14 protein-coding genes are annotated in these 12,849 nt (G+C 70.6%); all 14 read left to right on the forward strand.

The features are described 5' to 3' along the window. Positions 1–18: 18 nt before the first annotated feature. The 14 genes from pgsA to ABZ893_RS10310 all read left to right on the forward strand — a co-directional run bounded on the left by pgsA (position 19) and on the right by ABZ893_RS10310 (position 12,823). The gene (gene pgsA / locus ABZ893_RS10245) at positions 19–681 is read left to right on the forward strand and encodes a phosphatidylinositol phosphate synthase (RefSeq protein ID WP_361399789.1); all 663 of its coding nucleotides are present in this window, start codon (positions 19–21) and stop codon (positions 679–681) included. After that, complete coding sequence (locus ABZ893_RS10250; protein ID WP_361399792.1) at positions 678–1,583, forward strand: phosphatidylinositol mannoside acyltransferase; 906 nt, start codon at positions 678–680, stop codon at positions 1,581–1,583. The genes pgsA and ABZ893_RS10250 overlap by 4 nt, the downstream gene beginning before the upstream one ends. Next, positions 1,580–2,740 (forward strand): glycosyltransferase family 4 protein, encoded by a 1,161-nt coding sequence (locus tag ABZ893_RS10255; RefSeq protein WP_361399795.1) that lies wholly within the window; start codon positions 1,580–1,582, stop codon positions 2,738–2,740. Before ABZ893_RS10250 ends, ABZ893_RS10255 begins: the two co-directional genes overlap by 4 nt. Positions 2,741–3,107: 367 nt before the next feature. Next, on the forward strand, positions 3,108–3,653 hold the full coding sequence (locus ABZ893_RS10260; protein WP_361399798.1) for a hypothetical protein: 546 nt from the start codon (positions 3,108–3,110) through the stop codon (positions 3,651–3,653). Between the two features lie 144 nt (positions 3,654–3,797). Further along, entirely contained in the window at positions 3,798–4,703 is a 906-nt protein-coding gene (gene pdxS, locus ABZ893_RS10265; protein WP_361399800.1) for a pyridoxal 5'-phosphate synthase lyase subunit PdxS, read from the forward strand. Continuing rightward, positions 4,703–5,308: a pyridoxal 5'-phosphate synthase glutaminase subunit PdxT gene (pdxT, locus tag ABZ893_RS10270; RefSeq protein ID WP_361399803.1), complete on the forward strand. Its 606-nt coding sequence runs from the start codon at positions 4,703–4,705 to the stop codon at positions 5,306–5,308. The genes pdxS and pdxT overlap by 1 nt, the downstream gene beginning before the upstream one ends. Before the next feature lie 77 nt (positions 5,309–5,385). Next, entirely contained in the window at positions 5,386–6,138 is a 753-nt protein-coding gene (locus tag ABZ893_RS10275) for a YebC/PmpR family DNA-binding transcriptional regulator (protein WP_361399806.1), read from the forward strand. A gap of 105 nt (positions 6,139–6,243) precedes the next feature. Next, positions 6,244–6,792, forward strand: coding sequence for a crossover junction endodeoxyribonuclease RuvC (gene ruvC / locus ABZ893_RS10280; RefSeq protein WP_361399809.1), 549 nt, complete (start codon positions 6,244–6,246; stop codon positions 6,790–6,792). Then, a complete protein-coding gene (gene ruvA, locus ABZ893_RS10285; protein WP_361399812.1) occupies positions 6,789–7,397 on the forward strand; it encodes a Holliday junction branch migration protein RuvA in 609 nt (202 codons plus the stop codon). Before ruvC ends, ruvA begins: the two co-directional genes overlap by 4 nt. A 79-nt stretch (positions 7,398–7,476) precedes the next feature. After that, complete coding sequence (gene ruvB / locus ABZ893_RS10290) at positions 7,477–8,574, forward strand: Holliday junction branch migration DNA helicase RuvB (RefSeq protein ID WP_361399815.1); 1,098 nt, start codon at positions 7,477–7,479, stop codon at positions 8,572–8,574. Positions 8,575–8,739: 165 nt separating this feature from the next. Continuing rightward, positions 8,740–9,222, forward strand: coding sequence for a preprotein translocase subunit YajC (yajC, locus tag ABZ893_RS10295; RefSeq protein ID WP_361399818.1), 483 nt, complete (start codon positions 8,740–8,742; stop codon positions 9,220–9,222). Between the two features lie 139 nt (positions 9,223–9,361). Further along, entirely contained in the window at positions 9,362–11,143 is a 1,782-nt protein-coding gene (secD, locus tag ABZ893_RS10300; protein ID WP_361399821.1) for a protein translocase subunit SecD, read from the forward strand. A 1-nt stretch (position 11,144) separates the two neighbouring features. Then, entirely contained in the window at positions 11,145–12,278 is a 1,134-nt protein-coding gene (secF, locus tag ABZ893_RS10305; RefSeq protein WP_361399824.1) for a protein translocase subunit SecF, read from the forward strand. Next, positions 12,275–12,823, forward strand: a complete 549-nt coding sequence (locus tag ABZ893_RS10310) for an adenine phosphoribosyltransferase (RefSeq protein ID WP_361399826.1) — start codon at positions 12,275–12,277, stop codon at positions 12,821–12,823. Before secF ends, ABZ893_RS10310 begins: the two co-directional genes overlap by 4 nt. Positions 12,824–12,849: the final 26 nt, after the last annotated feature.

The raw sequence follows: 12,849 nt of genomic DNA on the forward strand, positions 1-12,849 counted from the left end.
CCGACCCTCGGGAAGGCCATGCTGAACAAGTACGCGCGTGCATTCTTCACGCGTGTCCTCACACCGTTCGCCGCGTTTCTCATCCGTCGTGGGGTCAGCCCCGACGCGGTCACGCTCCTCGGTACGGCCGGGGTCGTGGCGGGCGCGCTGGTCTTCTTCCCCCGCGGAGAGTTCTTCTGGGGCACGATCGTCATCACGCTGTTCGTCTTCTCGGACCTCGTGGACGGCAACATGGCGCGCCAGCTCGGCCGCACCAGCCGCTGGGGAGCCTTCCTCGACTCCACCCTCGACCGCGTCGCCGACGGCGCGATCTTCGGCGGCCTCGCCCTCTGGTACGCGGGATCCGGCGACGACAACATGCTGTGCGCCGTCTCCATCTTCTGCCTCGCCAGCGGCCAGGTCGTGTCGTACACCAAGGCGCGCGGTGAGGCGATCGGTCTGCCGGTCGCGGTGAACGGCCTGGTGGAGCGTGCCGAGCGGCTCGTGATCACCCTGGTCTGCGCCGGCCTCGCCGGGCTGCACAAGTTCGGTGTGCCCGGCATCCAGGTCCTGCTGCCGATCGCCCTGTGGGTCGTCGCGGCGGGCAGCTTCGTGACGCTGATCCAGCGGATGGTGACCGTGCGCAGGGAGTCGGCCGAGGCCGACGCCGCGGCCGCGCAGGAAAGCGGGACCGCCTCGTGAGCACCGCCCGAGAGCGACTGACTGACGCGCTGTACGGAGCCGGCTGGAGCACCGTCAAGAAGCTCCCCGAGCCCGCCGCGACCCGCCTGGGCCGCACCATCGCCGACATCGCGTGGAAGAAGCGCGGCAAGAGCGTCCTGCGCCTGGAGTCCAACCTCGCGCGCGTGGTCCCCGACGCGACCCCGGAGCGCCTCAAGGAGCTCTCCAGGGCGGGTATGCGTTCCTACCTGCGCTACTGGATGGAATCGTTCCGCCTGCCGTCCTGGAGCCCGGACCGGATCAGGAACGGCTTCGACGTCGCCGACGTGCACCACCTCACCGACGGCCTCGCCGCCGACAAGGGCGTCATCCTCGCCCTGCCCCACCTCGGCAACTGGGACCTCGCGGGCGCGTGGGTCACCACCGAGCTGGAGACTCCGTTCACGACGGTCGCCGAGCGCCTCAAGCCCGAGACGCTGTACGACCGCTTCGTGGCGTACCGCGAGAGCCTCGGCATGGAGGTCCTGCCGCACAGCGGCGGCTCCGCCTTCGGCACGCTCGCCCGCCGCCTGCGCGCGGGCGGCCTGGTCTGCCTGGTCGCCGACCGCGACCTCTCCGAGTCCGGCGTCCCGGTGAGGTTCTTCGGCGACACCGCCCGGATGCCCGCCGGCCCGTCCATACTCGCCCAGCAGACCGGCGCCCTCCTGCTGCCCGTGACCCTCTGGTACGACGACTCGCCCGTCATGCGCGGACGCGTCCACCCGCCCGTCGAGGTGCCCCAGACAGGTACGCGCGCCGAGAAGACGTCTGTCATGGCACAGGCGCTGGCCGACGCCTTCGCCACAGGGATCGCCGAACACCCGGAGGACTGGCACATGCTGCAGCGCCTGTGGCTCGCCGACCTGGAGGAACGCCGCACGTGAAGATCGGCATCGTCTGCCCCTACTCCTGGGACGTGCCGGGCGGCGTCCAGTTCCACATCCGCGACCTCGCGGAGCACCTCATCGCCCTCGGGCACGAGGTCTCGGTCCTCGCACCGGCCGACGACGAGACGCCGTTGCCGCCGTACGTCGTCTCGGCCGGCCGCGCCGTCCCCGTGCCGTACAACGGATCGGTCGCGCGGCTCAACTTCGGCTTCCTGAGCGCCGCGCGCGTGCGGCGCTGGCTGCACGACGGCACGTTCGACGTGATCCACATCCACGAGCCGGCCTCGCCGTCGCTCGGGCTGCTCGCCTGCTGGGCCGCGCAGGGGCCGATCGTCGCCACGTTCCACACGTCGAACCCGCGCTCGCGCGCCATGATCGCCGCGTATCCGATCCTCCAGCCCGCCCTGGAGAAGATCAGCGCACGCATCGCCGTGAGCGAGTACGCGCGGCGCACGCTCGTGGAGCACCTCGGCGGCGACGCCGTGGTCATCCCGAACGGCGTCGACGTGGACTTCTTCGCCCGCGCCCGGCCCAAGCCCGAGTGGGAGGGAGGCACGATCGGCTTCATCGGGCGGATCGACGAGCCCCGCAAGGGACTTCCCGTCCTCATGAAGGCCCTGCCGAAGATCCTGGCCGAGCGGCCCGGCACCCGGCTGCTCGTGGCCGGACGCGGTGACGAGGAGGAGGCGGTGGCCAGCCTCCCCGAAGAGATGCGCCGTCAGGTCGAGTTCCTCGGCATGGTCAGCGACGAGGACAAGGCCCGGCTGCTGCGCAGCGTCGACGTGTACGTGGCGCCCAACACGGGCGGCGAGAGCTTCGGCATCATCCTCGTCGAGGCCATGTCGGCGGGCGCGCCCGTCCTGGCCTCGGACCTCGACGCGTTCGCCCAGGTCCTCGACCAGGGCGACGCGGGCGAGCTGTTCGCCAACGAGGACGCGGACGCGCTCGCCGCGTCCGCGATCCGGCTCCTCGGCGACGCGGGCCGTCGCGAGGAACTGAGCCGGCGCGGCAGCAAGCACGTGCGGCGCTTCGACTGGTCGACGGTGGGGGCCGACATCCTGTCCGTGTACGAAACGGTGACGACGGGCGCGGCTGCGGTGGCGACGGACGAACGCAGCGGGCTGCGGGCACGGTTCGGGCTGGCGCGGGACTGACGCGGGCGTTCCGCCGGGAATGCGTTACGGGGGTTTGTAAGGGGCGTCGGCTATGGCTGGCGCCCCTTACGTCGTGGCGGTGTGAGCGCGGCACGTCGTGGCGGTGCGAGCGCGGCGGCGGAGTCCGTGCGGACACGTCATGGGCGGGGTCCTGGACGACGGCCCTTGCGTCGTGGCCGCGCGGGCGGGGTGGCGGAGCCCGGCCGGTCGCCCGCCGGCGCGCCGCGCACGCGCTGGGCTGCCCTCTACGAAGCACACGCCGGCCCCCTTCGACCTACGCGCCTGACCGCCCGTCACACCCGCACCTGACCGGCCGTCACCTACGGCCTGACCGCCGCCGGGGCCCGCAGCTGTAGCCTTTGGGCCCGTGACCTCCACTTTGATCTGGATCGCGGTCTTCCTCTTCGCGGTCGGCCTCTACCTGAGCTGGACCGCAGGGCGCCTCGACCGGCTGCACGCCCGGATCGACGCGGCCCGCGCCGCCCTGGACGCCCAACTGCTGCGGCGCGCCTCCGTGGCGCAGGAACTGGCCACCTCCGGAGTGCTCGACCCCGCCGCCTCGATCGTCCTGTACGAGGCCGCACACGCGGCGCGGCAGGCCGAGGAGGACCACCGTGAGGTCGCCGAGAGCGAGCTGAGCCAGGCGCTGCGGGCGGTCCTCGGGGAGGAGGGGCAGATGGAGGCGGTACGCGCCGCCCCTGGCGGCCCCGCCGCCGTCGAGGAGTTGGCCCAGGCGGTCCGCCGGGTGCCCATGGCCCGGCGCTTCCATAACGACGCCGTACGCGCGGCACGCGCCCTTCGCCGGCATCGCAAGGTGCGCTGGTTCCGGCTCGCCGGCCACGCCCCGTTCCCGCTGGCCTTCGAGATGGACGACGAGCCGCCCGTCGCGCTCGCCGACCGGCCGACCACGTAGCGACGTAGCTGGGTGGCGACGGAGCGACCGGGTCCGCTTGCGGAGAACGATCCACCGGTCGAACATTGGCCCTTGATGTGGACTGGTCCCCGGAAGTTTCATCTGGGGAGTAGCAACCCCCCTTTCCATCGAGCGAGGTCATCCGTGTCCAGCACCCCCCAGTCCGTCGAAACCACCGGCACCGCGCGCGTGAAGCGCGGCATGGCCGAGCAGCTCAAGGGCGGCGTGATCATGGATGTGGTCAACGCCGAGCAGGCGAAGATCGCCGAGGACGCCGGTGCGGTGGCCGTCATGGCGCTCGAGCGGGTGCCCGCCGACATCCGCAAGGACGGCGGCGTGGCCCGGATGTCGGACCCGAACATGATCGAGGAGATCATCGAGGCCGTCTCCATCCCGGTCATGGCCAAGTCCCGGATCGGCCACTTCGTCGAGGCCCAGGTCCTGCAGTCGCTCGGCGTCGACTACATCGACGAGTCCGAGGTGCTGACCCCGGCCGACGAGATCAACCACAGCGACAAGTTCGCGTTCACGACCCCCTTCGTATGCGGCGCCACCAACCTGGGCGAGGCCCTGCGCCGTATCGCCGAGGGCGCGGCCATGATCCGCTCGAAGGGCGAGGCCGGCACGGGCAACGTCGTCGAGGCCGTCCGCCACCTGCGCCAGATCAAGAACGAGATCGCCAAGCTGCGCGGCTTCGACAACAACGAGCTGTACGCCGCCGCCAAGGAGCTGCGCGCCCCGTACGAGCTCGTCAAGGAGGTCTCCGAGCTCGGCAAGCTGCCCGTGGTCCTGTTCTCCGCCGGTGGCGTCGCCACGCCCGCCGACGCCGCCCTGATGCGCCAGCTCGGCGCCGAGGGTGTCTTCGTAGGCTCCGGCATCTTCAAGTCCGGCGACCCGGCCAAGCGCGCCGCCGCCATCGTGAAGGCCACGACCTTCTACGACGACCCCAAGATCATCGCGGACGCGTCCCGCAACCTGGGCGAGGCCATGGTCGGCATCAACTGCGACACCCTCCCCGAGGCCGAGCGCTACGCGAACCGGGGCTGGTGATGACGACTCCCGTAGTGGGGGTCCTGGCGCTCCAGGGCGACGTACGGGAGCACCTCGTCGCCCTGGCCACGGCCGACGCCGTGGCCAGGCCCGTGCGACGGCCCGAGGAACTCGCCGAGGTGGACGGCATCGTCATCCCCGGCGGCGAGTCGACCACCATCTCCAAGCTGGCCGTCCTCTTCGGGCTCATGGAGCCCCTGCGCGCACGCGTGCGCGCAGGCCTGCCGGTGTACGGCACCTGCGCGGGCATGATCATGCTCGCCGACAAGATCCTCGACCCGCGCTCGGGCCAGGAGACGGTCGGCGGGATCGACATGATCGTGCGCCGGAACGCCTTCGGACGTCAGAACGAGTCCTTCGAGGCGGCCGTCGACGTGCGCGGTGTGGAGGGCGGCCCCGTCGAGGGCGTCTTCATCCGCGCGCCCTGGGTCGAGTCGGTGGGCGCCAAGGCCGAGGTGATCGCGGAGTACGACGGCCACATCGTCGCCGTACGCCAGGAAAACGCGCTGGCCACGTCCTTCCACCCCGAGCTCACCGGCGACCACAGGGTGCACGCGCTGTTCGTCGACATGGTGCGGGCGAAGCAGGCCGCCGGGTCCTTGTAGGATCTCTTGGGGTTCCCCAGACCCTGCCGGGCCGGGGGGAGTTCGTACTGGATTGGTTACGCGAAGGAGACAGGCAGATGTCCGGCCACTCTAAATGGGCTACGACGAAGCACAAGAAGGCCGTGATCGACGCCAAGCGCGGCAAGCTCTTCGCGAAGATGATCAAGAACATCGAGGTCGCGGCCCGCACGGGCGGCGCCGACGTGTCCGGCAACCCGACCCTTTTCGACGCCATCCAGAAGGCCAAGAAGAGCTCGGTCCCGAACAAGAACATCGACTCGGCCGTCAAGCGCGGTGCCGGTCTCGAAGCCGGTGGCGCCGACTACGAGACGATCATGTACGAGGGCTACGGTCCCAACGGTGTCGCGGTGCTCATCGAGTGCCTCACCGACAACCGCAACCGTGCCGCGTCGGACGTGCGCGTCGCCATGACCCGCAACGGCGGCTCGATGGCCGACCCCGGTTCCGTCTCGTACCTGTTCAACCGCAAGGGCGTCGTGATCGTCCCCAAGGGTGAGCTGGCCGAGGACGACGTCCTCGGCGCCGTCCTCGACGCCGGCGCCGAAGAGGTCAACGACCTGGGCGACACCTTCGAGGTCCTCAGCGAGGCCACCGACCTGGTCGCGGTCCGCACCGCGCTCCAGGAGGCCGGCATCGACTACGACTCCGCCGAGGCCAACTTCGTCCCGACCATGCAGGTCGAGCTGGACGAAGAGGGCGCGCGCAAGATCTTCAAGCTCATCGACGCGCTCGAGGACAGCGACGACGTGCAGAACGTCTTCGCCAACTTCGACGTGAGCGACGAGGTCATGGAGAAGGTCGACGCCTGACACACGGGCACAGCGACGGGCCGACGGGACACACCCCGTCGGCCCGTCGCATTGTCAGAGGCACCCGATAGCCTGCACGAACAGGTCTTCGGAGAAGGGGGCGGGGTGCGCGTACTCGGTGTGGACCCGGGGCTGACCCGGTGCGGCGTCGGCGTGGTCGAGGGGGTCGCGGGGCGGCCCCTGACGATGCGCGGCGTCGGCGTCGTACGGACCCCGGCGGACGCCGAGCTGGGCCATCGGCTCGTCGCCATCGAGCAGGGCATCGAGCAGTGGCTCGACGAGTACCGGCCCGAATTCGTCGCCGTGGAGCGCGTGTTCAGCCAGCACAACGTGCGGACGGTGATGGGCACCGCCCAGGCCAGCGCGGTCGCCATGCTCTGCGCCAGCCGCCGAGGCATCCCCGTCGCCCTGCACACCCCCAGCGAGGTCAAGGCCGCCGTCACCGGCAGCGGCCGCGCCGACAAGGCGCAGGTCGGCGTCATGGTGACCCGCCTCCTGAGACTCGACGCACCCCCCAAGCCCGCCGACGCGGCCGACGCCCTGGCCCTCGCCATCTGCCACATCTGGCGAGCCCCCGCGCAGAACAGGCTCCAGCAGGCCGTCGCCCTGCACGCGTCGAAACCAGCCACAGCACCGAAAGGCCGTACGGCATGATCGCCTTCGTCAGCGGACCCGTGGCCGCCCTCGCTCCCGACACCGCGGTGGTCGAGGTCGGCGGCATCGGCATGGCCGTCCAGTGCACGCCGAACACGCTCTCCGCGCTCCGCATCGGCCAGCAGACCAAGCTCGCCACCTCCCTCGTCGTACGCGAGGACTCGCTCACGCTCTACGGCTTCGCCGACGACGACGAGCGCCAGACCTTCGAGCTGCTCCAGACCGCGAGCGGTGTCGGACCGAGGCTCGCGCAGGCCATGCTCGCCGTGCACAGCCCCGACGCGCTGCGCCGCGCGGTCGCCTCCGGTGACGAGAAATCGCTGACCGCCGTGCCCGGCATCGGCAAGAAGGGCGCCCAGAAGCTGCTCCTCGAACTCAAGGACCGGCTCGGCGCGCCCCTCGGCACCGGTACGGGCGTCGGCGCCCCCGTCACCAGCGGCTGGCGCGACCAGCTGCACGCCGCGCTCATCGGACTCGGCTACGCGACCCGCGAGGCCGACGAGGCCATCGAGGCGGTCGCCCCGCAGGCCGAGGCGGAGGACGGCACTCCGCAGGTCGGCAAGCTCCTCAAGGCCGCGCTCCAGACGCTGAACCGCACCCGCTGACGCCGCGTCACACCGCATGCGCGTCGGCAGGACAAGCACCCCACCCCGCCCGAACCACCACCATCGCGAGGCACACCTCATGAACTGGGACGACACCACCGACGCGGCACCCGACGCGGAAGGGCTCGCCGCCTCCGCCGGGGAGCGCCTGGTGGGCTCGGTCGCCGACCGGGAGGACCAGGCCGTCGAGGCCGCCCTGCGCCCCAAGGACCTGGGCGAGTTCATCGGCCAGGAGAAGGTGCGCGAACAGCTCGACCTGGTCCTGCGGGCGGCACGCGCGCGAGGCGCCACCGCCGACCACGTCCTGCTCTCCGGAGCGCCCGGCCTCGGCAAGACCACCCTCTCCATGATCATCGCCGCCGAGATGGGCGCGCCGATCCGCATCACCAGCGGCCCGGCCATCCAGCACGCGGGCGACCTCGCCGCGATCCTCTCCTCCCTCCAGGAGGGCGAGGTCCTCTTCCTCGACGAGATCCACCGCATGTCCCGGCCCGCCGAGGAGATGCTCTACATGGCGATGGAGGACTACCGGGTCGACGTGATCGTCGGCAAGGGCCCGGGCGCCACCGCCATCCCGCTGGAACTGCCCCCCTTCACCCTCGTCGGCGCCACCACGCGCGCGGGCCTGCTGCCGCCGCCGCTGCGCGACCGCTTCGGCTTCACCGCGCACATGGAGTTCTACGAGCCCGCCGAGCTGGAGCGCGTCATCCACCGCTCCGCGAACCTCCTCGACGTCGAGATCGACCCCCACGGCGCCGCCGAGATCGCCGGCCGCTCCCGCGGCACGCCCCGTATCGCCAACCGGCTCCTGCGCCGCGTCCGTGACTACGCGCAGGTGAAGGCGGACGGGCACATCACCCAGGACATCGCCGGCGCAGCCCTCTCCGTGTACGAGGTCGACGGGCGCGGCCTCGACCGTCTGGACCGCGCCGTCCTGGAGGCGCTGCTCAAGCTCTTCGGCGGCGGACCGGTGGGCCTGTCGACGCTCGCGGTGGCCGTGGGGGAGGAGCGCGAGACGGTCGAAGAAGTGGCCGAACCCTTCCTCGTACGGGAGGGGCTGCTGGCCCGTACGCCGCGTGGCCGTGTCGCCACGCCCGCCGCCTGGGTGCACCTCGGGCTCACGCCGCCCCAGCAGAACAGGGGAACAAGCGGACAACAGGACCTCTTCGGGGCCTGATCGCGCAGGGTAGTCGCGGAGTCAGGAACCCCGGTGCCATGCTGAGCGTTGTTCCTTGAGCGCGGACTCGCCTAGACTCCGCCGATGCCGCCCTAGTGGACGGCGTGCCCACCCCCATCAACAGGCCGCCCAAGTGCGCGGTCGTGCGAAGGAAATTTCCGTCCCGTGAATATCGTGACCCTCCTCCCGTTCATCGTGCTCATCGGGGCCATGTTCCTGATGACCCGCTCTGCCAAGAAGAAGCAGCAGGCGGCCGGCCAGATGCGGGACCAGATGCAGCCCGGCTCCGGCGTCCGCACGATCGGCGGCATGTACGCCACCGTCAAGGAGGTCCACGACGAGATGGTCCTCCTGGAGGTGGCCCCCGGCGTCCACGCCTGCTACGCGAAGAACGCGATCGGCGCCGTCCTCGACGACGACGAGTACAACCGCATCGTCCACGGCACCGAGAGTGACGAGCACGACGCCTTCGAAGGCACCGTCGTGCCGGACGACGCGTCCTCCCTCACCGAGTCCGACAAGACCGCCGACGAGTCCGACGACTCGCGCATCGACCTCGGCAAGAAGGACGAGGCTGCCGACGACGCAGCCCCCGAGGCCGACGGCACCGAGCCGAAGAAGACCGACGGCGAGTCCGACGCGAAGTAGTCACAGCCCCAGGACCGCGCGCGCCCGACCGCGTGCCGCGGTCCCGGACGTGTGATTTCCGCACGGATTCTCGACACCATTTCATGACCGTCCAGGCACGTAACCCGCTGCCGGACGGATGGAGAGGGAGAACGAGAAGGTGGCAGCACCCAAGAAGGGCCGAAGTCGAGGCGCCCAGAGCAGGCCGGGCCGCACCCTGGCCATCATGCTCATCGCGATGGTGGCACTGACCGGCGGGATGTTCCTGTCCGGCCACCACACGCCGCGTCTGGGCATCGACCTCGCCGGTGGTACGAGCATCACGCTCAAGGCGAAGAGCGAGCCGGGTCAGAAGAACGCGGTCAACCAGACCAACATGAACACGGCCGTGAGCATCATCGAGCGCCGTGTCAACGGACTCGGTGTCTCCGAGGCCGAGGTGCAGACCCAGGGCTCCGACAACATCATCGTCAACATCCCCCGGGGGACGAACGAGGCGCAGGCGCGCGAGCAGGTCGGCACGACCGCCCAGCTCTACTTCCGCCCCGTGCTCACCGTCGCCGCCGGTCAGCCCACCCCCAAGCCCTCCGCCAGCCCGTCGAGCGGCGCCGGCAAGGCCACCGGCAACCCGGGCAAGGCCACCGACAAGGCGACCGACGGCGGCAAGGGCACGGCTTCCGGCGCCCCGTCCGCGACGCCGAGCCCGTCCGCGACCTCGCAGGGCCGCCCCGTCACCGACGCTCTCAAGGCCGGCGCCTCCCCGTCGCCGAGCGCCTCCGCCAGCGGCAAGCCGACGCCTCCGCCGGCCACCCCGACGCCGGACGCGGCCACCGCCGCGCTGCAGAAGAAGTTCATGGAACTCGACTGCACCGACAAGGCGGCCCGCACCCGCGTCACCACCGGCGTCCTCCCCACGGACAACGCCGTGGCCTGTGGCCAGAACGGCGGCCAGTGGGAGAAGTACATCCTCGGCCCCGCCGAGGTGAACGGTAAGGACGTCGACAAGGCCCAGGCCACGATCAACCAGCAGTCCGGCCAGTGGGTCGTGAACATGGACTTCACGGGCGGTGGCTCCAAGAAGTTCTCGGCGATCACCAGCAAGCTCTCGCAGCAGCAGCCCCCGATGAACCAGTTCGCCATCGTCCTCGACGGTGACGTGGTCTCGGCCCCGAGCGTCAGCTCGACCCTGAGCGGCAGCGCGGAGATCTCCGGCAGCTTCGACCAGCAGTCCGCCCAGGACCTGGCCAACGTCCTGTCGTACGGCGCTCTGCCGCTCTCCTTCCAGGAGCAGAGCGTCACGACCGTCACCGCGGCCCTCGGCGGCGAGCAGCTGCAGGCCGGTCTGATCGCCGGCGCCATCGGCCTCGCCCTGGTCGTCATCTACCTGGTCGTCTACTACCGCGGCCTGTCGCTGATCGCGCTCGCCTCGCTCGGCGCGTCCGCGATCCTGACCTACGTGATCATGACGCTGCTCGGTCCGGCCATCGGCTTCGCGCTGAACCTGCCGGCGGTCTGCGGCGCCATCGTGGCGATCGGTATCACCGCCGACTCGTTCATCGTGTTCTTCGAGCGGATCAGGGACGAGATCCGTGAGGGCCGCTCCCTGCGCCCCTCCGTCGAGCGCGCCTGGCCGCGCGCCCGCCGCACGATCATGGTCTCCGACTTCGTGTCGTTCCTGGCCGCGGCCGTGCTGTTCGTCGTCACCGTCGGCAAGGTGCAGGGCTTCGCGTTCACGCTCGGCCTCACCACCGTGCTCGACGTGGTCGTCGTCTTCTTCTTCACCAAGCCGCTCATGACGATCCTGGCCCGCAAGAAGTTCTTCGCGAACGGACATCCGTGGTCCGGGCTCGACCCGAAGCGGCTCGGCGCCAAGCCGCCGCTGCGCCGCACCCGCCGTGCCCCCGGCTCCGCCATGGGCTCTGTCGACCCGAAGGAGGCGTGAGATGTCGAAGCTCGGCCACCTCGGCGCCCGGCTCATCCGCGGTGAAGTCGGTTACGACTTCATCGGCAAGCGCAAGATCTGGTACGGCGTCTCGATCCTGATCACCGTCGCGGCCATCCTCGGCCTCACGGTGCGCGGCCTGAACATGGGCATCGAGTTCGAGGGCGGCGCCGTCTTCACCACCCCGAAGACCAGCGTCTCCGCGCCCGCCGCGGAGGAGGCCGCGAAGGCAGCCTCCGGGCACGACGTGATCGTGCAGGAGCTCGGCACCGGCGGCCTGCGCATCCAGATCTCCGGTGTGGACACCGCCAAGTCGGACCAGATCAAGGCGGACCTCTCCAAGGATCTGCACGTCGACGCGTCGAAGATCAACGCCGACCTCGTCGGACCCAGCTGGGGCGAGACGATCGCCAACAAGGCATGGACCGGCCTGATCGTGTTCATGATCCTCGTGGTGATCTATCTGGCCATCGCCTTCGAATGGCGGATGGCGATCGCGGCCCTGATCGCGCTGATCCACGACATCACGATCACGGTCGGGATCTACGCCCTGGTCGGCTTCGAGGTCACCGTGGGCACGGTGATCGGTCTGCTGACCATCCTCGGTTACTCGCTCTACGACACGGTCGTCGTCTTCGACTCCCTCAAGGAGTCGACGAAGGACATCACGAAGCAGACCCGCTTCACGTACAGCGAGGTCGCCAACCGGTCGATCAACGGCACGCTGGTGCGTTCGATCAACACCACGGTCGTCGCGCTGCTGCCGGTGGCGGGCCTGCTGTTCATCGGCGGCGGCTTCCTCGGCGCCGGAATGCTCAACGACATCTCGCTGTCGCTGTTCGTCGGCCTCGCGGCCGGTGCCTACTCGTCGATCTTCATCGCCACCCCGCTGGTCGCGGACCTCAAGGAGCGCGACCCGCAGATGAAGGCGCTCCGCAAGCGCGTGCTCGCCAAGCGCGCGTCGGCGGCGGCCGCGGGCGGGTCCGCCGAGACCCCGGAGCCCCAGGACGGCGACTACGACGACGAGACCGGTGACCCGGAGGACGGCGACGCCGCCACCGCGGTCGTCGGCCCCCGTCACCAGCCCGCGTCCCGCAACCGCGGCCGCGGCCGCCCGTCCGGGAAGCGCCGATGACCGAGCTAGCCGACGTCAGCACGCTGCTGCTCAGCCGCATCCGTGACGTGCCGGACTACCCGGAGCCGGGCGTGATGTTCAAGGACATCACCCCGCTCCTGGCGGACCCGGCGGCCTTCGCGGCCCTCACGGACGCGCTCGCGGAGATCTGCGTCGCGAACGGCGCGACCAAGATCGTCGGCCTCGAGGCGCGCGGGTTCATCCTGGGCGCCCCGGTCGCCGTCCGCGCCGGGCTCGGCTTCATCCCCGTACGCAAGGCCGGCAAGCTCCCCGGGGCGACGCTGGCCCAGTCGTACGACCTGGAGTACGGGTCGGCGCAGATCGAGGTGCACGCCGAGGACCTGACCGCGGGCGACCGCGTCATGGTGATCGACGACGTCCTCGCCACCGGCGGCACTGCCGAGGCCTCGCTGCGGCTCATCCGGCGCGCGGGCGCCGAGGTCGCCGGCGTGGCCGTCCTGATGGAGCTGGGTTTCCTGGGCGGCCGGGAACGGCTGCTTCCCGCTCTTGACGGCGTACCGCTGGACGCCCTGCTCACGGTCTGAGCACCTGTTCACAGGCGTCGAGGCGG

Source organism: Streptomyces sp. NPDC046821 (assembly GCF_040645335.1).
GTDB lineage: Bacteria > Actinomycetota > Actinomycetes > Streptomycetales > Streptomycetaceae > Streptomyces.